The following is a 25,269-nucleotide window of genomic DNA, read 5'->3' as shown; positions in this document are numbered from 1 at the left end:
CTCATTTGCGCGGTGCGTCCACCTTGGCCAGCAGCGCGGTGAGTGCATCGTCGGCGCTCTGTCCTTCGATCTGCAGCTCCGGTGCCAGCGCGATGCGGTGGCGCAGCGCCGGTTTGGCGATATCACGCACGTCATCGGGGGTGACGAAATCACGGCCGGACAGCACCGCCTGCGCACGCGCCGCACGCACCAGCGCGATGCTGCCGCGCGGGCCGGCACCGAGCGCGATGCCCGGCCACTGCCGCGTGGCGGCGACGATCCGCACTGCGTAGTCGATCACTTCCGGATCGACCGTGATCGCCACGGTCGCCTGCTGCAGCGCGACCACTTCCGCCCCGCTGAGCACGCGTGGCACCTGTGAAAGATCGAAGTCCGCGGCGCTGCGGCCGGTGGTGATGGCATCCACCATGCGCTTCTCGTCCTCCAGCGCCGGGTAGTCGATCAGCACCTTGAGCAGGAAGCGGTCCAGCTGCGCTTCGGGCAGCGGATAGGTGCCTTCCTGTTCGACCGGGTTCTGCGTAGCCAGGGTGAGGAACGGCGGGGTCAGTGCGAACGCCTTGCCCTCGATGGTCACCTGGCCTTCCTGCATCACTTCCAGCAGGGCCGACTGGGTCTTGGCCGGGGCACGGTTGATTTCATCGGCGAGCAGCAGGTTGGTGAACACCGGGCCGCGACGGATCTTGAAGCTCTCGGTCTTCGGGTCGTACACCGCATGGCCGCTGACGTCGCTGGGCATCAGGTCCGGGGTGAACTGCACGCGGCCGTAGTCCAGCTCCAGCGCCTGGGCGAGCGCACGCACCAGCAGGGTCTTGCCCAGCCCGGGCACGCCTTCGATCAGCACGTGGCCACCGGCCAGCAGTGCGATCAGGATCTGATCCAGCACCTCGGGCTGGCCGATGAACGCGCGGCCTACCGCCTCGCGCACGGCATCGACGCGCTCGGACAACGGCGATGGCGATGGCGACGGCGAGGGCGTCACGGCAGGAGGGGACAACGGCGGCGGAAGCGTCGGCTCGGTCATAGCAGGTTTCTCATCTGGATCAGCAGGCGGATGCGGTCGCGCAGGCCGGCGACGTCGTGGGAAGCGGGTGGGGTCAAGGCGGTCTGCACGCGCTCGTGCGACCACTGCAGCAAGGTGGCGACCGCGTGCACCCGGGCCTCGCCGGTCAGCGCGGCCGCACTCGGCGAACGCCGCCGCAGGCGCGCCAGGAACGCACGCCGGACCGCGTCGTACAGCAGCGGTGCCTTGCCAAAGCGCAGCAGGTGTTCGCCGCTGGCGCGGATGTGTTCCAGCAGCGAACGGCGTTCCGCGGCGGGGGAGGGCAGTTCGCTGCCCAGGCGCTGCGCGCGCTGCCAGAGCCAGCCGAGCAATGCCAGCAGCAACGGCACCCACACCGGCCAGCCGAGATAGAACACGCGGTTCCACAGCGAAGGCGGACGCGAGGCGTAGACCAGCCACATCGTGCCCTTGCCATAGTTGGGCGCCAGCACGTAGCGGGTCAGGTCGCGATGCGCCTTGTCGTGCAGCCCGTCGACGATGGCGTTGGGCGCGTTCGGCGGGACGGTCGGGTTGGGCCGGCCCTTGCCGTGCATGAAGGCCATGTCGGCCAGCACATCGATACGGCCCTGGCCGTGGCGCAGGCGGGCGAAGACCAGATTGGCCGCGTTGCCCCATTCGCGTTCGACCGTCACGGCCGCAGGCGGTTCCACCGCGAAGCGGCGTCCGCTGCAGAATTCGACATGCTGCGGGTCATCGCGCACGTGAAGGGGCTGGCAATAGCTCCCGTGGTCTCCGCTGTCCACGCCGAGCGCGTCCAGCAGCGGGCCGCTGCGTGCGGTATCCTTGCCGACCGGTGGCGTGCGCACGATCAGGTGCCCGCCACGCTCCACCCAGGCCAACAGTGCGGCGACGGCCGGTGCCGGCACTTCCGCGCTGTCCTGCAGCAGCACCACGGTATCGCCCGGCGCCAGCGGCATCCGGGTCAGGTCCAGGCGCGGCCGCGACTGCACGGTGAGTCCGTCCGCGCGCAGCGCCTGACCGAGCACGTACAGCGGGTTGTAGCTGGCTTCGCCCTGCGGCGGCAGCCGCTCGACCTGGGTCACCCGCTCGTGCGTGCGCAGGAACAGGATCGCCAATGGCACCCCGATCACCAGCAGCACGATACCAACCAGCAGCCAGCGCAGGCGGGTGCTCATGCGCGCCACCCGAACTGGCGCTGCAGGGTCGTGGCCAGCGCCTGGAAGTCATCATCGGCCGGCAACCGGCCGGCATACGCGGCGTACTGCCAGACCCGCACGATGCGTGCGAATAGGCTGCGGTCGGCCTCGACCGGCATCCGCCGCGAGGCACGCAGGCACTGCGCTTCAGTGGCACCCGGAGGCAGAGTGACCCCGGCGCGCTCGCTCATCGATTCCACGCTGGCGCGATACAGCAGGGCCAGCGCCTGGCGCGGGCGGCCCTCCTGCCACAAGGCACGTGCACGCGCGGCGGGATCGGGGGGCGCCACATCCGGTATCCGGATCGGCTCTTCCACGACCGCCGCAGCCTGTGCCTGACGGCGTCGGCCGGAGCCGCGCAGCCACGGCAGCCAGCGGGGCGCGGTGGCCAGCAGCAGCAACACCAGCACCCCGACCGCAGCCCACAGCGTCCATTCGGCGATCTGTGCCGGCAGCAATGGGCCCTTGTTACCGCGTTGCCCGGATCCCTTGGCGGCGGCCTCGCGCTTCGCCTTCTCGGCCTCGGCCGCCTCGCTATCCGTGCGCTTCCACTCGGTGACCTCGCGGGTCGGGCTCTGCAGCGGGTCTTCATATGCGCGCTGCACGGCCTGGCGGAAGCCGGCCGTATCCACCGCGTCAGTGCCAAAGATGACCGTGGGCGTGTTGTCTGGATCGTTGTCGTACGTCCGCGGCGGGTCATTGGTTTCATCGTCTTCGCCGCGGTCCGCGTCCCCGTCCGACACCGCATCGGCGTCTTCCGCCGGCGACGGTGCGTCCTCGGCCGTCGTCGGCAGCGCACCCTTGCTGTTCGGATGCGCTGGGGCCTGTTGGGCGTGCAGCCCCGCTCCCGGCCAGATCAGCACCAGGGCCAGCACCAGCAACGGCGCGGCCTGCTGCAGCCGGGCCCGCAGGCGGCGGAAGGCGATCTCCAGGTCCCATGCTTCCATCTGCGTGCGGCGGTCCAGATACAGGCCGAAGCCGGCACCGACATGGAACGGACCGATCAACGTGGCCGCCGCCCAGAACAGCAGGTTCACGCCCAGCTGCATCCACGCCGGCATGTCCTGCTTGGCCAGCTCCCACGCCGCGCGCCAGGACTCGGACAGCAGGTCTACCGGAATGAACAGGAACACCGCCGCGATACCGCCGACCACCAGCACGACCTCGAAGATCATGCACAGCATCGTCAACAGGACGGCGTAGCCCATCGCGCCACCGGCGATGGCGCGGCGGCGTTGGCGACGCTGTGCAGCGTCGGTGCCTTCGAGCAGATTCACCGGCAGCAGCACCGAGCGCAGCGGACTCAGGCGCCGCCAGCCCAGATAGCCCCAGAAGCCCTGCCAGCCCCACGTGCGCTGCGCGCGCAGTGTCTGCGTGGTCGTCGATACATCGCCGAACACCCCGCGTGAGATCACATACAACGCGATGCGTTCGAACAACGGCTTGAGCCACCACATCGCCAACCACGCCCAGCCGAAACTGTCGGTCCACCAGGCCAGCGCGTTGAGCAGCACGAACACCGGCAGCGACACGATGACCCACGGCGCCCAGATCGCCGCCGCATGCCGGCGCACCAGGGCCATGCCCAGTTCCATGGCTTCCCAGCCCGAGCGCGCGCGCAGGACGACGTTGAGCCGATCAATCTGCATCGGCCGCTCCGCGTCCGCCACGCCACAACCACACGAACACGGTGGTCCACAGCACGGCCGCCACGCTGTATTTGCCCCAGGCCGGAACCGCGGCGATCGAGGACCAGAACGCTTCGATGAAGGCGGCGACCAGCAGCATCGCGGCGACGCCCACGCACAGCTTGGCGCCGATCACACCGCCCTCGACCAGCGCATCGATGCGCCGCCGGCGACCGGGTGCGAGCAGTTTCATGCCCAGCTGCAGGCCGGCGCCGCCGGCGATCACGATCGCCGTCAGCTCGAAGGCACCGTGGCCGGCCACGAAGCGCCAGAATGGATCGCCGTGGCCGATGTGCTGCAGATGCCCGGCGACCGATCCGATGCCGACGCCGTTGAACAGCATCACAAACACGGTGCCGACACCGGCGATCAGCCCGAAGGCGAACGTGCGCAGGCCGATGCTGATGTTGTTCATGATGTAGTAGCCGAACATCGACCAGTTGGTGCCGCTGTCGCGGCCCAGGTTCGGCGAGGCCGGATCGTACATGCGTTCGAATTCGGCGATCCGCGCGTTGTCCATCAGCAGGTGGATCAGCTCGGGGCGCCACAGGATCAGCGCGAAACTGCCCACCAGCGGCACCGCGAACAAGGCGGCGGCCACCCACATGCTGCGCGCCTGGCTGCGCACCAGTTGCGGGAAATCGGCGAACAGGAAGGCAAGCGCGCGCTGCCACTGCGGGCGCGGGGTGCGGTAGAGCAGGGTGTGGCCCTGCTGCATCAGCTGCTGCAGTCGCGCCACCAGCTGTGGGCTGTAACCACGCCGGCGTGCCAGCGCGAGCTGCTGGCACAGGCGGCGGTAGCGTTGCGGGAAGTCGCCATCGTCCAGGCCGTCATGGACTGGTTGCCGGCGCGCCTGCCGCGGGTGCTCACCGCGCTGGGCCAGCCACTGCTCCAGCGCTTGCCACTCGGCCTGGTAGCGGGCAACGAATTGTTCCTGTCTCATCGCCGCCCCAGCAGCCAGTTGGCCATCGCATACAGGCGCAGCACGCCGACCTGCCCGTGACTGCCGGTCAGTGGCGCGGCGATATCGGCCAGTTCCTGCTGGCGTGGGCCCGACAACCGCGGCGCGCGTTCGGCGAAGGCGACCACGGCGGCCTGTTCGGCCGGCTGCAGCGGTTGCGGGGGGGCGAGCACGCTGCCGACCGGCACCGTGCCGCCCAGCGGCGCCGCGCTCTGGTGGATCACCACGGTCCCGGCGACCAGATCACCGAGGCGGCGGCCATGCGCATCGAACAGGCTCGACAGCAGCCCCAACGCATAGCCGAACGGCAGCATGTCCACGGTGCGCAGCAGGTTGCGGGTGATCGCGCTCATCCAGCCGATCGGGCCGCCATCGCGCGCGACCACGCGCAGGCCCATCGCGCGCTTGCCCAGGGTGCGGCCCCAGCAGGCTTCCTGGACGATGGTGTAGGCCCACATCAGCAGGAACATCAGGCCCAGGTAGAGCCCCTGGCCGAACCCGCCGAGGAAGGCCAGCGGAATGCTCAGCATCATCAATGCGCCGACCCGGATCACGAAGTCGATCGCCCAGGCCAGCGCACGCGGCAACGGACCGGCGACCGGCAGGTGCAGGGGCACGCCTTCGGGGGTGATGACCTCCCGGTAGGTATCCAGCATGGGCGCGCTCATCGGCGGCGCATCACGGTGGATCGTACGAAAGGCCACCGGGGACGCCGGATTCCTCTCCGGTCTGCCAGCGGGGGCATGCGGTTCTCGACTGCTTCCTGGTCGGCTGAGGACTTTACCGCGCACCGATCCCGATGCCCAGCGGGGTGGCCGCAATCAACCCCGATACTGGTCTTTCAGGCGTACGTAGTGATCGGCTGAGTAATGCAGCGACTCGATCTCCTTGTCGCTGAGCGTGCGCGCCAGCCGTGCCGGATTGCCGAGCCACAGTTCGCCTTCGCCGACCACCTTGCCCGGGCCAAGCACCGCGCCGGCACCGAGGAAGCCGTGCGTGCTCACCTGCGCGCCATCGAGGATGCACGCACCCATGCCGATCAGGCAGTAATCGCCGATCGTGCAGGCATGGATGATGGTGCCGTGGCCGACCGTGACGCCCTCACCGATGATCGTCGGGTAGCCGCCCTTGTTGAACGGACTGTGGTGGCTGACGTGAATGATGGTGCCGTCCTGGATGTTGCTGCGCGCACCGATCCGCACGTGGTTCACATCGCCGCGGATCACCGTGCCCGGCCATACCGAGACGTCATCGCCCAGCACCACATCACCGATGATCGTGCATGCCGGATCGATGTAGACGCGCTCGCCGAGCACGGGCAGCTTGTCGAGGAAGGGGCGGATCGGGGACATGCGCAAACTCCGGCAACGCAGGGGCTGGGACGTCGCCTGCAGCGTTGTCCCGGCCCCCGATGATAACGCGGCTGCGCCCGCCGCCCGTTGATGGCCTTACACCACCGCCGGTAGAGCCGACCGTTGGTCGGCTGCCCGGAATGTCCCGGCCGATGCTGTGCAGCCGACCACGGTCGGCTCTACCGGCGATGTGCCGTGTTACGCGGCGCGGATGCGGCGCGCGCGTTCCAGGTGCACCAGCAGCAGCGAGATCGCCGCCGGGGTCATGCCGGGGATGCGCTGGGCCTGGCCGATGGTCTGCGGCCGCACGCGCTCGAGCTTCTGCTGCACTTCCGCGGAGAGGCCGCGCACGCCGGCGTAATCGAAATCGGCGGCGATGGCGGTGTTCTCGTGACGCTGCTGGCGCTCGATCTCGTCGCGCTGGCGGTCCAGGTAGCCGGCGTACTTCACGCCGATCTCGACCTGTTCGGCGACCTTGGCATCGGCCACGGCCGGGCCGAGCGACGGCACCTGCATGAGTGTGGCGTAGTCCAGTTCCGGGCGCTTGATCAGGTCCAGCACGTTGGTTTCGCGGCTGAGCGTCACCCCCAGCGTGGCCTCCACCTCGCGGCCGAGCGCATTGCCCGGCGTCGCCCACAGCGCACGCAGGCGCGCGGTTTCCTGTGCCACGGCGTCCTGCTTGGTCTGGAATGCCGCCCAGCGGCGATCATCGACCAGGCCCAACTCGCGGCCGACGCCGGTCAGGCGCACGTCGGCGTTGTCCTCGCGCAGCTGCAGCCGGTATTCGGCGCGGCTGGTGAACATGCGGTACGGCTCGTTGGTGCCGTGGGTGATCAGGTCGTCGACCAGTACGCCCAGATACGCTTCGTCGCGGCGCGGGCACCAGCCAGCCTCCTCGCGGGTGAAACGCGCGGCATTGAGGCCGGCCAGCAGGCCCTGCGCGGCGGCTTCTTCATAGCCGGTGGTGCCGTTGATCTGGCCGGCGAAGAACAGGCCGCTGACGGTCTTGGTCTCCAGCGTGTTCTTCAGTCCGCGCGGATCGAAGAAGTCGTATTCGATCGCATAGCCCGGGCGGGTGATGTGCGCGTTCTCGAAGCCACGCATGCTGCGGACCAGCGCCAGCTGCACATCGAACGGCAGCGAGGTGGAGATGCCGTTGGGATAGATCTCGACCACGTCCAGCCCTTCGGGCTCGACGAAGATCTGGTGGCTGGCCTTCTCGGCGAAGCGCACCACCTTGTCCTCGATGGAGGGGCAGTAGCGCGGGCCGATGCCCTCGATCTGGCCGCTGTACAGCGGCGAGCGGTGCAGCGCGTTGCGGATGATCTCGTGGGTGCGCTCGCTGGTGTGGGTGATCCAGCAGCTGACCTGCGCCGGATGCTCGGCCGCGCTGCCCAGGAAGGACATCACCGGGCGCGGGTCGTCACCGGGCTGTTCTTCCATCAGGCGGTAGTCCAGCGAGCGGCCGTCGATGCGCGGCGGCGTGCCGGTCTTCAGGCGATCGATCACGAACGGGCGCTCGCGCAGGCGCGCGGCCAGCGTGGTCGCCGGCGGGTCGCCCATGCGGCCGGCGGCGTACTGGGTCTCACCGACGTGGATCTTGCCGGCCAGGAAGGTGCCGGCGGTCAGCACCACGGCGGCCGCGCTGAAGCGCAGGCCGGTCTGGGTGATCGCCCCGCGTACGGCATCGCCTTCGATGACCAGATCATCGACGGCCGCCTGGAACACGGTGAGGTTGGGCTGGGCCTCGACGATCTGGCGGATCGCCATCCGGTAGAGATTGCGGTCGGCCTGGCAGCGGGTGGCGCGCACGGCCGGGCCCTTGGAGGCGTTGAGGGTGCGCCACTGGATGCCGGCGCGGTCGGCCGCATGCGCCATCGCGCCGCCCAGGGCATCGATCTCCTTGACCAGATGGCCCTTGCCGATCCCGCCGATGGCCGGGTTGCAGCTCATCGCGCCGATGGTCTCGACGTTGTGGGTCAGCAGCAGGGTGCGCGCACCGCTGCGTGCGGCCGCCAGCGCGGCCTCGGTGCCGGCGTGGCCGCCGCCGATGACGATCACGTCGTAGCGGTAGAAGGAGTCAGTCATGGCGGAGGAGCTCGGGACGGGGCCGGGCGGCCCGGATCAGCCCTGCAGGCAGGGCGCGGGTGGCGATTTTAGCGCCATTCGTCGGGGGCCATGAAATCCGCCCTCAAGTTGGCACGTTTTCTGCAGATAACCCAATAGCACCCAGGATGGCATGCGCCTTGTGCGTAACGGACCGGAATTGGAACAGGGGCCGGTTCAAGCGCATCGTGGGGAAGCAGAGGGGCCGGCAGTCGGGGGACTGCCGGCCCTGTTTTTATGGCCGCAGCGGCCGGTTGCGTACCCGGAAAACAGAAGGCCCCGCCAGTAGCGGGGCCTTCTGCATTTAAGGTGCCGACATCCGACAGGGCCGGAACAGGGGGGATCCAGATGTTCCTGGCGGATATCGACATAGAGCCGGATGTGACGCCACTTGTCGCTTTTGGCACTTTGTGACCGTGGCTGTCACCGCCCGGCTAGAGTGAACCGCCGGGCGCGTGAAAATCAAGCCATCTCAGGGCTCAACTGTGCGTTGGTTCGCATTGTTGAGATTCCGCCACGGGGAACCGTTCATCCTCGGCGCCGACGGACGCGGGGCCTGGGCCGGGCGTGCCTGCGGCGGCGGCGACGGACGCTGCTGTTGCTGCTGCTGTGGCCGGCGCGGTCCACCGACCGAATCCATGTTCCGCCACGGCGAGCCGCCGTTGTTCGGCCGCGGGCGATCCGGCGGACGGGTCGGCTGGCCCCCGTTGCCATTGCCGGGGCGCGGCGGCGGGCGATGATTGTGCGGCGGGCGATAGTTCGGGTACGGGCGATACACCGGATAGCCGTAGCCACCGCCGTAACCGTAATAGCCACCACCGTAATAGCCGCTGCCGTACCCGTAGGGATACCCGGCCGGGTAGCGGTACTCGACCGAAGGTGCGCCGTGGTAGTAGCCATTGCCGCCGCCACCGCCGACATAGTCGTACGTCGCGCAGCCGGACAGGGCCAACAACAGGCCACCGGCAAGAACAAGGCGCATTTTCATGATGGGGTCCCCCCAAAGGGCTGTAGGGCCAGCTTCAGCCCAGGGCATTGAATCAGCCCTTAACTCGGCCCGATCCGAATGAATGGTTGCCATGCTGACACGTTCATCAAGGCGGATGTGGACGGGGGGCATACGTTAATCTTGCGTCATGAGCGATTCACCCTTGCCCTGTGTTGACGACGTGCTGGCGGCGGCGGCGCGCATTGCCGCGCACGCCTGTGTCACTCCGGTGCTGCGCTCGCGCACGCTGGATGCGATGACCGGTGCCACCATGGTCTTCAAGGCCGAACATCTGCAGCGCAGCGGCGCCTTCAAGTTCCGCGGTGCCTGCAATGCCGTGTGGGCGCTGGACGATGCGCAGGCCCGGCGCGGGGTGGTCACCCACTCGTCGGGCAACCATGGCGCCGCGTTGGCGCTGGCCGCACGTACCCGCGGGATCGCCTGCCACGTGGTCGTGCCCGAGGGCGCGGTGGCGGCAAAACTGGCCAACATCGGCCGCCATGGGGCCACGCTGTGGCGCTGCGATGCCTCGATCGCCGCGCGCGAGGCGATGTGCGCCCAGGTCCAGGCCGAAACCGGGGCGACCCTGGTCCATCCCTATACCGACCCCTGCGTCATCGCCGGCCAGGGCACGGCCGCGCTGGAGCTGCTGCAGGCCAGCGACGGGCTGGACATGATGGTGGTGCCGGTCGGCGGTGGTGGCCTGGCGGCGGGCACGCGGCTGGCACTGCAGGTGGCCAACCCGGCGGTGGAGCTGCTCCTGGCCGAGCCGCTGGGCGCGGCCGATACCGCACGCTCGCTGGCGGCTGGCGAGCGCCGCATCGATTTCACCCCTGACACCGTCTGCGATGGCCTGCGCGGGACGCTGGGCGCGCCCAACTTCGCGCTGCTGCAAGGCGCGGCCGAGGTCATCACCGTCGCCGATGACGCCACCATCGCCGCCATGCGGCTGATCTGGCAGGTGCTCAAGCAGGTGGTGGAACCGTCCTCGGCGATTGCGCTGGCGGCGATCCTCGCCGAACCGGCACGCTTCGCCGGCAAACGGGTCGGCGTGGTGCTGTCCGGCGGCAACGTCGATCTGGATGCTCTGCCGTGGGGCGCGGCATGAGCCGACGCACACGGGTGGGCTTCTTCGGGTGGCTGTGGCGGCTGTGCGTCGTGCTGGCCGTGTGGCTGCTCGGGGTCACGGCGTGGATCGTCTGGATCGGCGAGCGCGACCAGGCGCAGAAGGCCGATGCGATCATCGTGCTCGGCGCGGCGGCGTATGACGCCAAGCCGTCACCCGTGTTCGAAGAGCGCATCCGCCATGGGCTGGATCTCTACCAGCAGGGCTATGCGCCGCTGCTGATCTTCACCGGTGGCTACGGCGGCACCGGTGCGCGTTTTTCCGAATCGCAGGTGGCGCGCCGCTATGCGCTCAAGCAGGGCGTGCCCGATGACGCGATCCTGATCGAGACCGCCTCCCGCACCACGCGGCAGAACCTGATCGAGGCGCGGCGCCTGATGGAACAGCGCAAGCTGCACCGCGTGATCATCGTCAGCGACCCGCTGCACATGGCGCGCGCGCTGCGCCTGTGCCGCGAACTGGGCATCGATGCGCTGGCCTCGTCCACGCCGAGCACGCGCTTCCGCAGCTTCCACACCAGCTGGCGGTTCCTGGCGCAGGAAATCTACTTCTTCCATCGCGATCTGTTCCCGTCGTAGCGCCGACCGTGGGTCGGCCGGGCCGCCGTGCGGCCAGCCGACCAACGGTCGGCTCTACGGGATCACCGTGATCACCGCGGCCGGCGCGATCACCTCGATCAGCGCGATCGGCTCAGGGCGTTTTTCGGCGAATCGGAATCGCCGACACCGGCACCGTGGCGATATCGTGCCCGCGCTCGCGGATCGGTGCGCCGCCTTCCGGTGCCCACGCGTGTGCGTAGATCACTTCCCAGCTGCTGGGCAGTTTGCCGTCTTCGCGCCGCAGCGGCTCGTAGGCCGCACGCGCGGCATCGAAACGCCCGCGCCCGGTCAGCGTGTGGCGGCGGTCCTGGCGCGCGTTGGTGGCGCCGATCGCCTGCAGTTCGCGCATCAGCGCGGTCAGGTCGTCGTAGGTCAGGGTGAACAGGTCGCGGTCCAGCACCGGATCGCGGAAGCCGGACATCATCAGCGCATCGCCGAACTGTGCGATTGGCGCGAAGCGGCTGACATGGGGTACGTCGTCGTCGGCGGCAAACGCATCGCGCAGTTCGATCAGCGTCTCCGGCCCGAACGTGGAGACCAGCAGCAGACCGCCCGGCTTGAGCGCACGGCGGAACCCGGCGAACACCGCGGGAAGATCCTCCACCCACTGCAGGCACAGGTTGCTGAAGATCACATCCACGCTCTGGTCCAGCACCGGCAACGCCTGCGCATCGCCGCACACGCGCGAGAACGGCTTCCACCAGCCCGCCTGCTTCTTCGCTTCGCGCAGCATCGGCTGGGCCAGATCCAGCGCGATCACCTGCGCCTTCGGCCAGCGCTTCTTCATCAGCGCGCTGGCGTGGCCGGTGCCGCTGCCGACATCGAGCACCACCTGCGGCTGGCGGTTTTCCAGATAGTCCAGCGATTCAAGCAGGCGCTTCTCCACCTCGCGCTGCAGCGCGGCGGCGGCGTCGTAACTGCTGGCGGCGCGCGAGAAGGCGCGGCGGACGTGATGCGGATCGAAGCTGGACGTCATGGGGTACTCATGGCTCAAAACGGTGGTGCGGGTGGAATCAGAAGGTGCCCGGGTAGGCGCCGCCATCGATCAGCAGGTTCTGCCCGGTGATGTAGCCGGCCTGCGCGCTGCACAGGAACGCGCAGGCGGCGCCGAACTCATCGGCGGTACCGAAGCGGCCGGCGGGAATATGCGTGCGTTTGCGTTCGGCCAGCTGGCCGGCATCGATGCCCTGCTGCTGTGCCAGGTAGGCGAAGTTGCCGCGCAGGCGATCGGTATCGAACTGGCCCGGCAGCAGATTGTTGAGGGTGACGTTGTGGGCGACGGTCTTGCGTGCCAGCCCGGCCACGAACCCGGTCAGGCCCGAGCGCGCGCCGTTGGAGAGCCCGAGGATGTCGATCGGGGCCTTCACCGAGGAGGAGGTGATGTTGACCACCCGGCCGAAGCCGCGCTCGATCATGCCATCGACCGTGGCGCGGATCAGCTCGATCGGGGCCAGCATGTTGGCATCCAGCGCGGCGATCCAGTCCTCGCGGCTGAACTGGCGGAAATCGCCTGCCGGCGGCCCGCCGGCGTTGTTGACCAGGATGTCGACCTGCGGGCATGCGGCCAACGCCGCGGCGCGGCCTTCCGGGGTGGTGACGTCGGCGACCACCCCGATCACCTTGCGCGCACCCGGCAGGGCCTGCAGTTCGAGCACGGCGCGGTCCAGTGCTGCTTCACCGCGCGCGGCGATCACTACGTTGACGCCTTCGCGCGCCAGTGCGCGTGCGCAGCCCAGCCCGAGGCCTTTGCTGGCGGCGCAGACCAGGGCCCAGCGGCCGGCGATTCCAAGATCCATGGGTCAGTCCTGTGGGAAAAGGCAGGCGTACATGATCGGCGATGCGTGGCCGGAACAGGTCAAGACAGCGCGGCAACAAACTGTTGCAGCTGCGCGGCGACCTCGTCGGTATGGCCCAGGAAGGGCGCGTGCCCGCCGTGGGCGACCACGTGGGCCTGCGCGCCCGGCGCCAGTGCGGCGGCGGCCTGCATGGCCCGCGCAGAGACCAGCCGGTCGCGCTGGCCGGCCAGCCACAGGCTGGGTTTGCCCAGGGTGGCCAGGGCGCCGCGCAGGTCGGTGGTCTCCAGCAGGCGCAGGCCTTCCTGCAACGCGCGCGGGGCCGGCTCACCGCGCGCGACCAGCATTTCGCGCAGCGTGCGCAGTTCCTGCCGCGCGTGTTCGGAGCCCATCGCGTCCAGCGCAAGAAAGCGCTCCAGCGTGCCGCGGTAGTCCGTCGCGAGATCCTTACCGAACTGCTCGAACACCGCCGGCTCCACCGCGTGCGGCCAATCGTCACCGCGCACGAAACGCGGCGTGGCGGCGATCATCGCCACGCCGCGAACCTGCGGCAGTGTGGCGGCGGCATGCAGGGCGAACAGGCCGCCGAGCGACCAGCCGCACCAGACCGCCGGCGGCGTGGCGGCGGCGATGGCGTTGACCACATAGGGCAGCCGCAGTGGTGTGGTGTCGTCACGGCTGGCGCCGTGGCCGGGCAGATCCACCAGGTGCAGCTGCACGTGCGGGGACAGGCGCTCCACCAGCGGCGCGAACACGCCGCCATGCAGGGCCCAGCCGTGGATCAGGACCAGCGCCGGTCCCTGGCCGATGATATCGATATGCATGTTCAACTCTGCAGCGTCACGCGGTCAGGGCATTGAACGCGTGCTGCTGCGCGACGGTGTCGCGGGCGTGCGCGATCGCATCGACCAGCGCGTGGACCTGGGCCGGTGCATGCAGCGCGGACAAGGTCACGCGCAGGCGTGCCTTGCCCTCGGGGACGGTCGGCGGGCGGATCGCGCTGACCAGGAAACCGGCCGCTTCCAGCGTGGCCGACAGCGCCAGCACGGTGGATTCGGCGCCGCACAGCAGCGGTTGGATCGGGGTATCGGAGGGCATCAGTTCCAGGCCGTGCTGGCGGGCGCCGGTACGGAAGATGCCGATCAGTTCGGTGAGCTTCTCGCGGCGCCAGTCGTCGCGGCGCGCCAGCTTCACCGCGGCCAATGCGGCGGCGGCCTGGGCCGGTGGCACGGCGGTGGTATAGATGTAGGGACGTGCGGTTTCGGCCAGATGCTGGATCATCGCCTCGTCGCCGAGCACGACCGCACCGCTGCCGCCGAGCGCCTTGCCGAGTGTCGCCAGCTGCAGCGGCACATCGTTGACGCCCAGGCCGGCCTCGGCCACGCAGCCGCGGCCGTGTTCACCGACTACGCCGATGCCGTGCGCGTCATCGACGTACAACAGCGCGTCCTGCATGCGCGCCACCAGCGACAGCGACCGCAGCGGCGCGATGTCGCCGTCCATACTGAAGACGCCATCGGTGGCCAGCATCGCCGCGCCGTTGGGCGCGTGCTTGAGCTGGCGCAGCGCGCCTTCGGTATCCAGATGCGGATAGCGCCGCAGGCGGCAACCGGCCAGGCGCGAAGCATCCAGCAGGCTGGCGTGGTTGAGCCGGTCCTGCACGCAGACATCGTCTTCTTCGCTGAGCAGGGCCTGTTGCACGGCGAGGTTGGCGGCAAAGCCACTGCCGAACAGCAGCGCCCGCGGATAACCGAGCCAGTCGGCCATTTCCTGTTCCAGCGCTTCATGCAGGGCATGGTGGCCGCAGATCAGGTGCGAGGCGGTCGCGCCGGCGCCTTCGCGCGCGGCGGCATCCTGCAGTGCGCTGACCACGCCGAACTGCTGGGAAAGACCCAGATAGTCATTGCTGCAGAAGTTGGTCAGCCATTGACCGTCCACTTCCAGCTGCACGCCATCGCGCCGGCTCACCACGCGGCGCACCCGCAGGCGCCCCTGCGCGTCGCGGAGCTTGCGCTGGGCCTGGATGCGGTCGTGCAGGTCAGGACGGGCCATGGTCGTCAGGGGGTCCGGGTGGGCCGTTAGCGTACCCGGTTGCCGGGCCCGCTGCTCGGGGCTCAGGCCGCGCGCCCGCAGGGGCCGCCGGCGGTGATGTCGGCATGGACCGTACCCGGGTGGTCGTGCCCGGTGGCATCCACCGTGACCGCCATCGGGCGCAGCCCCAGCCGTTCGAACAGGGCCAGGTCGCGTTCGGTGTCCGGGTTACCGGTGGTCAGCAGCTTTTCGCCATGGAAGATGGAGTTGGCTCCGGCCAGGAAGCACAGCGCCTGCAGTTCGTCGCTCATCGCCTCGCGCCCGGCCGAGAGCCGCACCATCGAACGTGGCATGACGATGCGGGCCACTGCGATCATCCGCACGAACTCGAACGGATCCAGCTCGGGGGTGCCATGCAGCGGGGTGCCGGCGACCTGTACCAGCCGGTTGATCGGCACCGAGTCCGGATGGGAAGGCAGGGTCGCCAGCGCCAGCAGCAGGCCGGCACGGTGCTCGCGGGTCTCGCCCATGCCGACGATGCCACCGCAGCAGGTCTTCAGCCCGGCATCGCGGACATGCCCCAGCGTGTCCAGGCGATCCTGGTACTGGCGCGTGTGGATGATCGAATCGTAGTAGTCCGGCGCGGTGTCCAGGTTGTGGTTGTAATAGTCCAGCCCGGCTTCGCGCAGGGCAGTGGCCTGCGCGCCGCTGAGCATGCCCAGGGTGGCGCACGTCTCCAGGCCGAGCGCCTTCACCTCGCGGATCATCGCCGCCACCTTGGGGATGTCGCGGTCCTTGGGCGAGCGCCAGGCCGCGCCCATGCAGAACCGCGAAGCGCCGGCGGCCTTGGCCTGGCGCGCCTTGGCGACGACATCGTCGGTGGCCATCAGCTTCTGTGCATCCACCCCGGTGCTGTAGCGCTGCGCCTGCGGGCAGTAAGCGCAGTCTTCCGGGCAGCCGCCGGTCTTGACCGAGAGCAGGGTCGAGATCTGGACCTCCGCCGGATCGAACTGCTCGCGGTGCACGCTGGCCGCGCGGTGCAGCAGCGCCGGGAAGGGCAGCGCGAACAGGGCCAGCAGCTCCTCGCGGTGCCAGTCGTGTCGGATGACAGAAGCCATGGGAGTGTCCTGACAGATAGTGGAACGAAAGGGCGGCAGTCTGGTGAGGCTGCCGCCATCTGTCAACCATATGATTTTATCTAAAGTTTACGGTGCTCTCGGCTGGCTGGGCTGGCAGATCCTGCCGCTGCGCTGCCTGGTCTGCGAGTGCCCCGGCGAGGACGGGATGGATCTATGCCGGGCCTGCCACCAGGCGCTGCCATGGAACGATCACGCCTGCCGTCGCTGCGCACTGCCCTTGGCGGCAACCGATCCCGGCGATCCAGAGGGCGATCACTGCGAGCGCTGCGTGGACGAGTATCCCCGCCAGGCGGCAGCCAGTGCCGCCTTCCTCTATGCGCCACCGATCGACGGCCTGCTGATCCGATTCAAATTCCACCAGGATCTGGCCGCCGGACGGTTGCTCTCGCAGCTGATGCTGCAGCGTGTGCCCACATTCCTGGCCGGGCCGCTGCAGCCGATGCCCCTGCATCGCCGCCGGCTGCGCCAGCGGGGTTACAACCAGGCGCTGGAACTGAGCAAGCCACTGGCACGCGGGCTGTGCTGCCCGCTCTGGAACGGGCTGCAGCGCACGCGCGCAACCGCCGCGCAATCGAATCTGGACGCGGATGCTCGGCGCTGCAATCTGCGTGATGCCTTCACGGTACGGGGCCACCCGCCCGCCGGGCTGACCGTGGTCGATGATGTGATGACGACCGGGGCGACCACCGATGCCGCCTTGCGCGCGCTGCAGTACGCCGGCGCCGGCCCGATGCAGGTCTGGGTCTGTGCACGGGTGCCCTGAGCACCGTTGCCGCGCCTTGCACGGGATCAGGACGTACCATCGGGGCGTCACCCCCCCCACCAAGGACGCCTCATGAACCTGCCGCCGGATCCGCGCACCTCGCCGCTTCTCACCGCCATCGGCCGCAGTTGGTGGGTGTTGATGCTGTATGGGGTGGTCGCCGTCGTGTTCGGGCTGATCGCGATCGCACGGCCGCTGTCGGCCGCGACCGCACTGGCGTGGGCGCTCGGCGTGATGGCGCTGGTGGAAGGCCTGATCAGCCTGTTCGCGCTGTTTGGCCGCAGTGGCGTGCCGCGCGGTTGGCTGCTGGTCTACGCGCTGGCCTCGCTGGTGTTCGGCGTGCTGGCCGTGCTCAACCCGCTGGCCACGGCCAGCGTGCTGATCCTGCTGCTCGCCGCCTGGCTGATCGTCGCCGGCATCTACCGCATCGTGTTTGCGATCCGGGTGCGCAAGGAACTCCAGGGCGAGTGGTTGCTGATCCTCAGCGGCGTGCTGGCGATCGTGCTCGGCGCGATGATGGTGGCCAATCCGATGGCAGGCATTGCCGTCACCACGCTGTGGATCGGTATCGGCAGCCTGCTCTACGGCGTGCTGCAGATCGCCGTCGCCTGGCGCATCCGCCGCCTGCGCTGAGCACGCGCAGCGGCGATACTCGTGTCCCCACACAAGGAGAGACACGTATGCGCGGCTGTCTGTTGATCGCGACGATGATGCTGGGTGCCGGACTGAGCGCCTGCACCCAAGCCCCTCCCGCACCGACGGTGAGTGACTCCCCGGCGGGCATCGCACCACTGGCGCAGGCACGCATCCAGATGCGTGAGGTGGCCGAGGATGCCAAACGCGCCGGCGTCACCATGCTCAAGGACCGCGACGGCAACGCGCTGCCCTTGATCGAGCCCGCCTTCATCACCACGGCCGACATCGCCTCGGTGGCCCTGGGCAGCGACGCGACCACGGGACACGGGACGCTGATCCTGCGCTTCACCGATGCGGCGGCACCGCGCATCCTCGCTGCGACGGAGGCGCGCGTCGCCAAGCGTGTGGCGTTCACCGTCGGCGATCAGGTCCTCAATGTCGCCGTCATCGCCGGCCCCTTCGCGCAGTCCATGCAGGTGTCCGGGTTGGACAGCACCGAGGAAGCGCACCGGCTGTACACGGAGATCACCGGCAAGGCGCCTTGAACGCCCCGCCAGCGGCAACCCGCCTCAGCGGAAATGCGCCTCGATCTGCTCCAGCGATTTGCCCTTGGTCTCCGGCAGCCAGAACGCGGCAATGAGGAAGTACAGCAGCGTGCAGCCGGCCCAGAAGAAGAACATGCTGGCGTAGCCATGGTGGCCGACCGTGGGCAGGAAAATCGCGGCGATCACGGTGGAGACGAACTGGTTGATCAACAGCGCGATGCTCATGCCGTTGGAGCGGATGCGGGTGGGCATCAGCTCGGACAGCGCCAGCCACACGCACACGCCAGGGCCCACCGCGAAGAACGCCACGAACAGCAGGATGCAGCCGGCGACCAGCCAGCCGTGGGTGGGCGAGGGCACCGGGCCGATCACCGCGCGTTCGATCACCAGCGGCGCGTTGGCGGCCTGGGCGGGGTCCGGGAAGGGATTGAGGTGCAGGGTGCGGAAGAAACGGCCGATCACGCTGTCGGCCGAGACCGCATCTTCGCGGCGGATCTGCAGGGTGGCGTCGATCGGGTTGTCGCTGCGCAGTGAGCGCACGTTGCTGAAGCCACCGTAGGCGTAGGACACCGTCAACTGCTGGGGTGCGGCGCCGGCGTTGCCATCCAGGCGCTGCCATTGCGCGGCGTCCAGCGGCAGCGACAGGCGGGTGCCGCTCACCTGCTGCTGCAGCGCGGCCTGCACATCCAGCCGCCCGCGTTCGCTCTGCACGAACAGCAGCGCCGCGGCCAGCAGCGACAGCGTGATGCCGCCACTGCCCAGCATCAGCAGGAACTTGCGGCCTTTGCGGTCCACCAGCAGCAACGCGACCACGGTCATCACCGCGTTGAGTAGTTTGATCGCCACATCGGCGCCATTGGCCACCGAGCCAGGCAGGCCGGCCTGGTTGAGGATGTTGACCGCGTAAGCCAGCACCGAGTTGATGCCGGTGGCCTGGGTGAAGGCCAGCACCAGGCAGGCCAGCACGAAGGGCCACACATAGCGCCGGCTGAGCAGCGGGTCGCGCTTGCCGTTGCGGCCGATCTGCATTTCTTCGGGGGCCTGCATGCGCTGCAGGGTCGGCTCCACCTCGCCCGCGGCAACGGTACGCTGCAGGGCACGGCGGGCCTTGTCGATGCGGCCACGGCGGACCAGCCAGCGGGGGGATTCACTGATCAGCAGCACGCCGCCGGTGAACACCAGCCCGGGCAGCAGGCAGCTCCAGAAAATGGTTCGCCAGGCGTGATCCTTGATGTCGAACAGCAGGCGCTGCTGCTCGGCACCCGGCAGGTGGCGCACCGCGGCGGTGGCCGCATCCACCGCATGCGCGTGGTACAGCCCGATCACGGCCGCCAACACCAGGCCGATGGTCAGCAGCAGCTGGAACATCGCCGCGCCACGCCCACGTCGTTCCGGGCTGAGCACTTCGGCCAGATAGAGCGGCACCACCACGCCGATCAGGCCGCCACTGATGCCCTGCAGCAGGCGCCCCATCAACAGCGCGCCATAGCCATCGGACAGCGCCATGACTGGAATGCTCGCGGTGAACAGCACGCCGGCCAGCAGCATCGCGCCACGGCGGCCGATCAGGTCGGCGACCATCCCGGCGAACAGCGAGGACAGCACACTGCCCAGCAGCACCGCGGCGACCACGAAGCCCAACTGCTGGCTGGTCAGGTGCCAGCTCGCGGTGGCGGTGGCCTCCAGATAGGGCAGGGCGCCGGCGATGATGCCGATGTCGATGCCGTAGAGCAGCCCGCCCATGCCGCCGATGAACAACAGATAGCGTACCGGCCAGCGCGGCGTGGGGGCGCCGGCGTGCACGGGCATGGCTGCGGAAACGTCGTTCATCGTGCCGGTCCTGTCTGCTGCTGCATGCGCCATGGCGGCGCGGGAGTCCACGCTCAGTCGAGCGCGATGTCGTCGCCTTCCACCACCACGCCGCGCACGCGCAGATCGTGATCGAGCACCACCAGGTCCGCCCAGGCACCGGTCGCGATGCGCCCGCGGTCATCGATGCCGAGGTAATCGGCCGGGTAGCGCGACAGCCGGTTGGAGGCATCGGCGATGTCCAGGCCGAGCGAGACCAGATTGCGCAGCGCCTGGTCCATGGTCAGCGCACTGCCGGCCAGCGAGCCGGTCGACAGCCGCACGCAGCCCAGGCATTTGTGCACGCGCTGCACGCCGAGTGCGTACTCGCCATCGGGCATGCCGGTGGCGGCGGTCGCATCGGTCACGCAGTACAGGCGCGGAATCGCGCGCAGCGCGGTGCGGATCGCGCCCGGATGCACGTGCTGCAGATCGGGAATGAGTTCGGCGTACTGCGCATGCGCGAGCGCGGCGGTGGCGATGCCGGGTTGGTAGTGATCCACGCCGGTCATGCCGTTGAACAGGTGCGTGAAGCCGGCCGCACCGGCGTTCAGTGCGGCCACGCCGTCTTCATAGCTGCCGGCGCTGTGGCCAAGCTGCACGCGGATGCCGAGCGCGTTCAGTGCGGGAATCAGCGCGAGGTGCTGGCCGATCTCCGGGGCGAGGGTGAGCACCCTGATCGGGGCGATCGCATGCAGGCGCTGCACGTCGGCCAGCGTCGCCTCGACCACCAGCGGTGGCTGCGCGCCCAGGCGCTGCGCACTGATGAAGGGGCCTTCCAGGTGGACGCCGAGCACCCGCGCCATGCCTTCCCCGCGCGTGGCGATCGCAGCGGCCAGGCCTTCAAGCGCGCGGGTGATGTCGTCTTCCTGCGCGGTCATGGTGGTGCCCAGCAGCGCGGTGGTGCCGTGCCGGGCGTGCGCGCGGGCCACCGTCTGCGCGGTCATGCCGCCCTGCATGATGTCCACCCCGGCCCCGCCATGCACATGCAGGTCGATGAAGCCGGGCAGGATCAGCGGCACCTCATCATCGCCGCGCGGGTCGGCGTGCGCGGTGTCGATGGCGGTGATGCGCTGGTTGAAATGGAGATCGCCGCGGACCCAACCGGTGTCGGTGAGCAGGCGGCCGTGCAGGGAGCGGGACTCGGTCAAGGCGGGGACTCGGCGATGATCACTTCGACGCCCAGCCGCTGCAGGCCTTCCAGGTACTCGGCCTCGATGCTGGCGTCGGTGATGATGGTATGGACCTGGTCGAGCCTTGCGATGCGGTGCAGGCTGACCCGGCCGAACTTGGAGGCGTCGGTCAGCACCACGATGCGGCGTGCGCGCTCGACCATGCGGTGGTTGAGGCTGGCTTCGGCCTCGTGGTGGGTGGTCAGGCCGAACTGCAGGTCCAGGCCATCCACGCCGAGGAACAGGGTGTCGAAGCTGTAGGTGTTGAGGCTGGCCTCGGCCTGGCTGCCATGCAGCGACAGCGACTGCTTGCGCAGCAGCCCGCCGGTGAGCAGCAGCTCCACGCCGGGCGCATTGGCCAGCTCCCAGGCGATGTTGAGCCCGTTGGTCATCACCGTGACATCGCGATGCCCGCGCAGGTGCCGCGCCAGGGTCATCGTGGTCGAGCCGGAGTCGATGATGATGTTGTCGCCGGCTTTGACCAGCTTGGCCGCCTCGATACCGATGCGGTCCTTCATCGGCAGGTTCAACGCATCCTTCTCGTGGATGTCCTGTTCCTGCGGCGGTGTGCGCACCAGCGTGGCGCCCCCGTGGGTGCGCGTGGCCAGCCCCTGCGACTCGATGTGGCTCAGGTCGGCGCGGATGGTGACCGCCGAGACCGCAAAGCGCTCCACCAGCTCGCTGACCTGCACGTTGCCGTGCTCGACCAGCGTCTGGAGAATCTGTTGGCGGCGCTGCCGGGTGTTTCGCATGGGGGCGATTCCGTTCGAAAGGGAAAGCCGAAGCTTACCGTTCCGAAAGCTCCTTGGCCTGCCGGGTTTCGTTATGCGCGCCCGAAACGTTGCGATTGCAGGCGCGGGCGTACTCGGCCAGGCGCAGCGCCACCTTGTGCTGGATCAGCGCCAGCGGTTCGGGCTGCAGCTCGCCGGCCTCGATCGCCTTGAGCTGTTCGGGCATGAACTGACTGAGCAGCATCTGCGGCGGCGCGTGCGCGGTGAGATTGGCGACCAGCGTGTCCAGCGCGGCCTGCACCGCCGGCTCGCCCCAGTAATAGCGGCTGCGGTCGCTGAGCGAGTACGCGCGCAGCAGGCGCAGTTCGTGTTCGTCGCCCTGGTAGTAGCTGCGCCAGTTGGCGGGCTTGTCGACCATGCAGCGGTCCAGCACCTCGATCAGCTGCGAGTGCTGCGCGGCGGGCAGCAGCTCACGCTCGATCATGGCCAGCGCGAACACTGCTTCGCGGAAGGCGTAGGTCGCCGCCGGGCCGACCTTCAGGATCGCGAAGTGATCGCGGACCAGCGCGTGCAGGCCGGCTTCGGTCTGGTAATCGGTGGAGTGCGCTTCAAACACGATGCGCGGCTGCTGCTCGACGAAGGCCGAGAGGTCCGCGGCGGCGGCGGGGTCGTAGTAGTGCACGCTGCTGTGGTCGAAATCCACGCCGGGCTGCACCACCATCGCGATCACGCGGTCCCACGCCGGCAGTAGGTCCGGGGCGGAGAACGCCTCGCGGTGGATCGCCAGCGTGGTCGCCGCAGCGGCCGGTGTAGTCACCTGCAGGCCACCGGCAAGCGAGGCTTCACCGCCGGGAATCGGCACTTCGGTGCCGATCACGTAGACCGGTGGCGTAAGCCCGTGCTCGGCCGCGGTGCGCTCGGCGATGCGCGCCAGTTCGGCCGAGCGCGCCGCGACGATGGCGTCCGGCAACGGCGTCGGGTCATCGGCGCAGGACATGCTGCAGTCCAGGTGGATCTTGTGGAAACCGGCAGCGACATAGGCGGCGATCAGCGCACGCGCGTTCGCCATTGCAGCGTCTGCCGGGCCCTTCTGCCAGGCGTTGGGACCGAGGTGGTCGCCACCGAGCACCAGCCGCTCGGCCGGGAACCCGGCATCGCGCGCCAGCTGCAGTACGTAATCGCGGTACTGCGGCGGGGTCATGCCGGTGTAGCCGCCGAACTGATCGACCTGGTTGGAGGTCGCCTCGATCAGCAGCAGCGTGTCATAGCGCTGCGCGACCTGCATCGCCGCCAGCAACACCTGCGCGTTGCTGCAGCACACGCTGTACAGCCCGACGGGGTGGCCTTGGCGATGGGCGGCGATCAACGATTGGACGGCGGACATGGCAACTCCAGTAACAACGGTGTTCAGGGGGAGGGATGGTGCTGGCGCGCGAGCAGGGCGGCGCCCCGCGCACCGCCGGCATCGCCGAAGGTGGGCGGCAGGATCGGCGGCACGCGCACGCCGTCGAACAGGTAGGGCGCGATCGCGGCGGGCAGATCGCGGTACAGCTGCTCCAGCTTGGACAGGCCACCGCCGAGCACGATCACGTGTGGATCCAGCGCGAGGATCAGGCTGGCGAAGCTGTAGCCGAGCAGGTCGCGGTGGATGGCCAGCGCCTGCTGTGCGATGGCATCGCCGGCCTGGGCACGTGCGACCACCTCGGCGGCGTCCAGCGCATCGCCACCACGGCGTTCATGGATCATCGCCAGGCCGCTGCCGGACACGTAGCGCTCCAGGCAGCCGCGCAGGCCACACCCGCATGCGAGCAGCGGCAGATCGTGGCGCTGCTGCAGCGTGGCGGGCAGGCTCCAGTGGCCCCACTCGCCGGCGATGCCGTTGTGCCCGGCGATCAGCCGGCCACCCACGCAGAAGCCACCGCCCGCGCCGGTGCCGAGAATCACCCCGAACATGCTGGGATACCCGGCGGCGGTGCCGTCATGCGCTTCGGACAAGGCAAAGCACTGCAGGTCGTTGCCCAGTTCCAACGGGCGCTGCAGGCGTGCCTGCAGGTCCGCGCCGACCGTGTGACCGGTCAGGCTGGGCACGTTGGCACTGAGCTGGCGGCCGCTAGCGCGGTCGCGCACGCCGGGCAGGCCGATGCCGACCGCCACCCCGCGCTGGCTGAGGGCAGCGTCTGCCGCGTCGACCAGATCGACGATGGCCTGCAGGAACGCGGCGTAGTCGCGGGTCGGTGTCGCCACGCGCTGGCGGTGATGGACCACCAGGGTGGCATCGCACGCGACCAGCTCGATCTTGGTGCCGCCGATGTCGATGCCGTACCAGGTCTGCATGCGTGCTCAGCCGTGGGGGTGGATGGTCACGCCCTGCACCACACGGTTGACCGTGCCGTCGGGGAAGGGATTGTCGGGCGTCATGCCAAGCGCGGCCGAACGCTGCAGCGCATAGCACTGCGGCACCAGCAGCCACAGCGGGGCCAGCCACGGATCGGGCAGTGCGGGTGCGGCGAGGACGAAGTCGCCGTCGGCGCGGTCCGCATCGTCCGGTCCGATCGACAGCACCCGCCCGGCGATGCCGTCGCGGCGCAGTTCGTTCAACAGGTCCTGCTCGTAGCGGCGGGCCAGCGGTTGCGCGCTGCGCAGCATCACCACTAGGGTCTCGCGGTTGAGGGTGGACTTGGGCCCATGGCGGAACCCCAGCGGCGTATTGGCCAGCGCCAGCACGCGGCCGGCGGTGAGTTCAAGCACCTTCAGCGCGGCCTCGCGGGCGACCGCTTCCAGTGGACCGCTGCCGAGATAGATGACGCGCGAATACGGCGCCTGGGCCAGGGCGCCCACTGCGCCGTCCCAGGCATCCAGCGCACGTTCGCCGTGGCTGGCCAGGGTGTGCAGACGCTGCAGTCGCTGCGCCCACGGGGCGCTGTCGAACGCACTCAGCGCGGCCAGCAGCATGCAGCTCAGGCTGCTGGTCATGGCGAAGGCGCGGTCGCAGCTGGCCACCGGCATCAGCAGCGACAACGTATCGCTGCGGCCGTGGCCACGTTTGGCCAGTTCGCCCTCGGCATTGCAGGTGATATCCACGAAGCGCGCCTGCTCGACCTGGTCGCGGACCAGATCCACTGCGGCCACGCTCTCCGGGCTGGAGCCGCTGCGCCCGAACGAGACCAGCAGGGTCGGGCGGTCGCGGCGCAGGTACAACGCCGGATGGGTCAGCAGGCTGGTGGTATGCACGGCGCGGACCTCGGCAGGCCACTGCGCATTGATCTGGTCGGCCACCATCTCGGCAATGAAGCCCGAGCTGCCGGCGCCGGTGAAGATCACCAACTGGCCGGGATCGCGCAGGGCTTCCCCGAGGAAGCCGTCGATGCGCGCCTGCGCCGTGTCCAGAAGGCCGGCCAGCGCGGCCCATAGACGGGGCTGCTGAGCGATTTCTTCGGCGGTATAGGCGCCACCGAGGCGCTGCCACGCGGGCAAATCAGGGAGCAGAGAAGCGTCCATTCGCAATTCCTGTTGGGCGACCGCACCTTCTGTGTTTTCTTTCGAAATGTCAAATATCGAAAGATAAAGAAAAGGT

General features: G+C 69.1%; 24 protein-coding genes. 5 read left to right on the top strand and 19 right to left on the bottom strand.

Translation table 11 applies throughout. The features are described 5' to 3' along the window. Position 1: 1 nt before the first annotated feature. The 8 genes from ACTT2I_RS17015 to ACTT2I_RS16980 all read right to left on the bottom strand — a co-directional run bounded on the left by ACTT2I_RS17015 (position 2) and on the right by ACTT2I_RS16980 (position 9,312). Positions 2–1,021, bottom strand: a complete 1,020-nt coding sequence (locus ACTT2I_RS17015) for an AAA family ATPase (protein WP_421098800.1) — start codon at positions 1,019–1,021, stop codon at positions 2–4. Next, the gene (locus ACTT2I_RS17010; RefSeq protein ID WP_421098801.1) at positions 1,018–2,196 is read right to left on the bottom strand and encodes a DUF4350 domain-containing protein; all 1,179 of its coding nucleotides are present in this window, start codon (positions 2,194–2,196) and stop codon (positions 1,018–1,020) included. The genes ACTT2I_RS17015 and ACTT2I_RS17010 overlap by 4 nt, the downstream gene beginning before the upstream one ends. Next, on the bottom strand, positions 2,193–3,866 hold the full coding sequence (locus tag ACTT2I_RS17005) for a DUF4129 domain-containing protein (RefSeq protein WP_421098802.1): 1,674 nt from the start codon (positions 3,864–3,866) through the stop codon (positions 2,193–2,195). Before ACTT2I_RS17005 ends, ACTT2I_RS17010 begins: the two co-directional genes overlap by 4 nt. Beyond that, the gene (locus tag ACTT2I_RS17000; RefSeq protein WP_443096732.1) at positions 3,856–4,848 is read right to left on the bottom strand and encodes a stage II sporulation protein M; all 993 of its coding nucleotides are present in this window, start codon (positions 4,846–4,848) and stop codon (positions 3,856–3,858) included. Before ACTT2I_RS17000 ends, ACTT2I_RS17005 begins: the two co-directional genes overlap by 11 nt. Continuing rightward, the gene (locus tag ACTT2I_RS16995; protein ID WP_088433497.1) at positions 4,845–5,534 is read right to left on the bottom strand and encodes an RDD family protein; all 690 of its coding nucleotides are present in this window, start codon (positions 5,532–5,534) and stop codon (positions 4,845–4,847) included. Before ACTT2I_RS16995 ends, ACTT2I_RS17000 begins: the two co-directional genes overlap by 4 nt. Before the next feature lie 153 nt (positions 5,535–5,687). After that, positions 5,688–6,218, bottom strand: a complete 531-nt coding sequence (locus ACTT2I_RS16990; protein WP_088433498.1) for a gamma carbonic anhydrase family protein — start codon at positions 6,216–6,218, stop codon at positions 5,688–5,690. Positions 6,219–6,416: 198 nt separating this feature from the next. Then, positions 6,417–8,306, bottom strand: a complete 1,890-nt coding sequence (gene mnmG, locus ACTT2I_RS16985; RefSeq protein ID WP_421098804.1) for a tRNA uridine-5-carboxymethylaminomethyl(34) synthesis enzyme MnmG — start codon at positions 8,304–8,306, stop codon at positions 6,417–6,419. 490 nt (positions 8,307–8,796) lie between these two features. Beyond that, complete coding sequence (locus tag ACTT2I_RS16980) at positions 8,797–9,312, bottom strand: hypothetical protein (protein WP_088433501.1); 516 nt, start codon at positions 9,310–9,312, stop codon at positions 8,797–8,799. A gap of 148 nt (positions 9,313–9,460) precedes the next feature. Between ACTT2I_RS16980 and ACTT2I_RS16975 the strand changes: the two genes are divergently transcribed. Both ACTT2I_RS16975 and ACTT2I_RS16970 read left to right on the top strand, forming a co-directional pair. Continuing rightward, positions 9,461–10,420, top strand: a complete 960-nt coding sequence (locus ACTT2I_RS16975; RefSeq protein ID WP_421098805.1) for a pyridoxal-phosphate dependent enzyme — start codon at positions 9,461–9,463, stop codon at positions 10,418–10,420. Continuing rightward, a complete protein-coding gene (locus tag ACTT2I_RS16970; protein WP_088433503.1) occupies positions 10,405–11,016 on the top strand; it encodes a YdcF family protein in 612 nt (203 codons plus the stop codon). Before ACTT2I_RS16975 ends, ACTT2I_RS16970 begins: the two co-directional genes overlap by 16 nt. A gap of 112 nt (positions 11,017–11,128) precedes the next feature. On the opposite strand, the gene bioC is transcribed toward ACTT2I_RS16970, so the two are convergent. The 5 genes from bioC to bioB form a co-directional block, all read right to left on the bottom strand. Next, positions 11,129–12,013 carry a malonyl-ACP O-methyltransferase BioC gene (gene bioC, locus ACTT2I_RS16965; RefSeq protein WP_421098806.1) on the bottom strand — a complete coding sequence of 295 codons (885 nt, stop codon included), beginning with the start codon at positions 12,011–12,013 and terminating at the stop codon, positions 11,129–11,131. A 37-nt stretch (positions 12,014–12,050) separates the two neighbouring features. Then, positions 12,051–12,833 carry an SDR family oxidoreductase gene (locus ACTT2I_RS16960; protein ID WP_293982522.1) on the bottom strand — a complete coding sequence of 261 codons (783 nt, stop codon included), beginning with the start codon at positions 12,831–12,833 and terminating at the stop codon, positions 12,051–12,053. Positions 12,834–12,892: 59 nt separating this feature from the next. Continuing rightward, complete coding sequence (gene bioH, locus ACTT2I_RS16955; protein ID WP_421098807.1) at positions 12,893–13,654, bottom strand: pimeloyl-ACP methyl ester esterase BioH; 762 nt, start codon at positions 13,652–13,654, stop codon at positions 12,893–12,895. 16 nt (positions 13,655–13,670) lie between these two features. Further along, positions 13,671–14,882, bottom strand: coding sequence for an 8-amino-7-oxononanoate synthase (bioF, locus tag ACTT2I_RS16950; protein ID WP_088433507.1), 1,212 nt, complete (start codon positions 14,880–14,882; stop codon positions 13,671–13,673). A gap of 62 nt (positions 14,883–14,944) precedes the next feature. Further along, a complete protein-coding gene (gene bioB, locus ACTT2I_RS16945) occupies positions 14,945–15,979 on the bottom strand; it encodes a biotin synthase BioB (RefSeq protein ID WP_421098808.1) in 1,035 nt (344 codons plus the stop codon). Positions 15,980–16,049: 70 nt separating this feature from the next. Between bioB and ACTT2I_RS16940 the strand changes: the two genes are divergently transcribed. From ACTT2I_RS16940 to ACTT2I_RS16930, 3 genes are all read left to right on the top strand, one after another. Then, complete coding sequence (locus ACTT2I_RS16940; protein WP_421098809.1) at positions 16,050–16,763, top strand: double zinc ribbon domain-containing protein; 714 nt, start codon at positions 16,050–16,052, stop codon at positions 16,761–16,763. 72 nt (positions 16,764–16,835) lie between these two features. Next, the gene (locus ACTT2I_RS16935; protein ID WP_088433510.1) at positions 16,836–17,396 is read left to right on the top strand and encodes an HdeD family acid-resistance protein; all 561 of its coding nucleotides are present in this window, start codon (positions 16,836–16,838) and stop codon (positions 17,394–17,396) included. A gap of 47 nt (positions 17,397–17,443) precedes the next feature. Further along, positions 17,444–17,944, top strand: coding sequence for a SecDF P1 head subdomain-containing protein (locus ACTT2I_RS16930; RefSeq protein ID WP_088433511.1), 501 nt, complete (start codon positions 17,444–17,446; stop codon positions 17,942–17,944). A gap of 24 nt (positions 17,945–17,968) precedes the next feature. Here ACTT2I_RS16930 and ACTT2I_RS16925 read toward each other — a convergent pair whose 3' ends face one another. Genes ACTT2I_RS16925 through ACTT2I_RS16900 form a run of 6 tightly spaced genes read right to left on the bottom strand, consistent with a single transcriptional unit; the run spans position 17,969 to position 25,193 of the window. Then, positions 17,969–19,774: an MFS transporter gene (locus ACTT2I_RS16925; protein WP_421098810.1), complete on the bottom strand. Its 1,806-nt coding sequence runs from the start codon at positions 19,772–19,774 to the stop codon at positions 17,969–17,971. A gap of 53 nt (positions 19,775–19,827) precedes the next feature. Beyond that, a complete protein-coding gene (gene nagA, locus ACTT2I_RS16920; RefSeq protein ID WP_421098811.1) occupies positions 19,828–20,943 on the bottom strand; it encodes an N-acetylglucosamine-6-phosphate deacetylase in 1,116 nt (371 codons plus the stop codon). Further along, positions 20,940–21,716: a DeoR family transcriptional regulator gene (locus ACTT2I_RS16915; RefSeq protein ID WP_088433514.1), complete on the bottom strand. Its 777-nt coding sequence runs from the start codon at positions 21,714–21,716 to the stop codon at positions 20,940–20,942. The genes nagA and ACTT2I_RS16915 overlap by 4 nt, the downstream gene beginning before the upstream one ends. Positions 21,717–21,750: 34 nt before the next feature. Continuing rightward, positions 21,751–23,079, bottom strand: coding sequence for a D-tagatose-bisphosphate aldolase, class II, non-catalytic subunit (locus ACTT2I_RS16910; RefSeq protein ID WP_421098812.1), 1,329 nt, complete (start codon positions 23,077–23,079; stop codon positions 21,751–21,753). Between the two features lie 23 nt (positions 23,080–23,102). Next, positions 23,103–24,029, bottom strand: coding sequence for an ROK family protein (locus ACTT2I_RS16905; RefSeq protein WP_421098813.1), 927 nt, complete (start codon positions 24,027–24,029; stop codon positions 23,103–23,105). A gap of 6 nt (positions 24,030–24,035) precedes the next feature. After that, positions 24,036–25,193, bottom strand: a complete 1,158-nt coding sequence (locus ACTT2I_RS16900; protein ID WP_293982488.1) for an SIS domain-containing protein — start codon at positions 25,191–25,193, stop codon at positions 24,036–24,038. Positions 25,194–25,269: the final 76 nt, after the last annotated feature.

The sequence above is a fragment of the Stenotrophomonas sp. PUT21 genome (assembly GCF_052232875.1).
Classification (GTDB): Bacteria; Pseudomonadota; Gammaproteobacteria; order Xanthomonadales; family Xanthomonadaceae; genus Stenotrophomonas; species Stenotrophomonas maltophilia_N.
This window is presented reverse-complemented; position numbering and strand designations above follow the sequence as displayed.

What these genes read in the sequence shown, in the direction of transcription:
- ACTT2I_RS16975 (WP_421098805.1), top strand. Translation starts at nt 9,461, where the DNA reads ATGAGCGATTCACCCTTGCCCTGTGTTGACGACGTGCTGGCGGCGGCG.
- bioH (WP_421098807.1), bottom strand. Translation starts at nt 13,654, where the DNA reads ATGCATATCGATATCATCGGCCAGGGACCGGCGCTGGTCCTGATCCAC.
- ACTT2I_RS16905 (WP_421098813.1), bottom strand. Translation starts at nt 24,029, where the DNA reads ATGCAGACCTGGTACGGCATCGACATCGGCGGCACCAAGATCGAGCTG.
- ACTT2I_RS16910 (WP_421098812.1), bottom strand. Translation starts at nt 23,079, where the DNA reads ATGTCCGCCGTCCAATCGTTGATCGCCGCCCATCGCCAAGGCCACCCC.
- mnmG (WP_421098804.1), bottom strand. Translation starts at nt 8,306, where the DNA reads ATGACTGACTCCTTCTACCGCTACGACGTGATCGTCATCGGCGGCGGC.
- ACTT2I_RS16990 (WP_088433498.1), bottom strand. Translation starts at nt 6,218, where the DNA reads ATGTCCCCGATCCGCCCCTTCCTCGACAAGCTGCCCGTGCTCGGCGAG.
- bioF (WP_088433507.1), bottom strand. Translation starts at nt 14,882, where the DNA reads ATGGCCCGTCCTGACCTGCACGACCGCATCCAGGCCCAGCGCAAGCTC.
- ACTT2I_RS16995 (WP_088433497.1), bottom strand. Translation starts at nt 5,534, where the DNA reads ATGAGCGCGCCCATGCTGGATACCTACCGGGAGGTCATCACCCCCGAA.
- ACTT2I_RS16980 (WP_088433501.1), bottom strand. Translation starts at nt 9,312, where the DNA reads ATGAAAATGCGCCTTGTTCTTGCCGGTGGCCTGTTGTTGGCCCTGTCC.
- ACTT2I_RS17000 (WP_443096732.1), bottom strand. Translation starts at nt 4,848, where the DNA reads ATGAGACAGGAACAATTCGTTGCCCGCTACCAGGCCGAGTGGCAAGCG.
- ACTT2I_RS16960 (WP_293982522.1), bottom strand. Translation starts at nt 12,833, where the DNA reads ATGGATCTTGGAATCGCCGGCCGCTGGGCCCTGGTCTGCGCCGCCAGC.
- bioC (WP_421098806.1), bottom strand. Translation starts at nt 12,013, where the DNA reads ATGACGTCCAGCTTCGATCCGCATCACGTCCGCCGCGCCTTCTCGCGC.
- ACTT2I_RS16915 (WP_088433514.1), bottom strand. Translation starts at nt 21,716, where the DNA reads ATGCGAAACACCCGGCAGCGCCGCCAACAGATTCTCCAGACGCTGGTC.
- ACTT2I_RS16925 (WP_421098810.1), bottom strand. Translation starts at nt 19,774, where the DNA reads ATGAACGACGTTTCCGCAGCCATGCCCGTGCACGCCGGCGCCCCCACG.
- ACTT2I_RS16935 (WP_088433510.1), top strand. Translation starts at nt 16,836, where the DNA reads ATGAACCTGCCGCCGGATCCGCGCACCTCGCCGCTTCTCACCGCCATC.
- ACTT2I_RS17005 (WP_421098802.1), bottom strand. Translation starts at nt 3,866, where the DNA reads ATGCAGATTGATCGGCTCAACGTCGTCCTGCGCGCGCGCTCGGGCTGG.
- ACTT2I_RS17015 (WP_421098800.1), bottom strand. Translation starts at nt 1,021, where the DNA reads ATGACCGAGCCGACGCTTCCGCCGCCGTTGTCCCCTCCTGCCGTGACG.
- ACTT2I_RS16930 (WP_088433511.1), top strand. Translation starts at nt 17,444, where the DNA reads ATGCGCGGCTGTCTGTTGATCGCGACGATGATGCTGGGTGCCGGACTG.
- bioB (WP_421098808.1), bottom strand. Translation starts at nt 15,979, where the DNA reads ATGGCTTCTGTCATCCGACACGACTGGCACCGCGAGGAGCTGCTGGCC.
- ACTT2I_RS16900 (WP_293982488.1), bottom strand. Translation starts at nt 25,193, where the DNA reads ATGGACGCTTCTCTGCTCCCTGATTTGCCCGCGTGGCAGCGCCTCGGT.
- ACTT2I_RS17010 (WP_421098801.1), bottom strand. Translation starts at nt 2,196, where the DNA reads ATGAGCACCCGCCTGCGCTGGCTGCTGGTTGGTATCGTGCTGCTGGTG.
- ACTT2I_RS16940 (WP_421098809.1), top strand. Translation starts at nt 16,050, where the DNA reads ATGATTTTATCTAAAGTTTACGGTGCTCTCGGCTGGCTGGGCTGGCAG.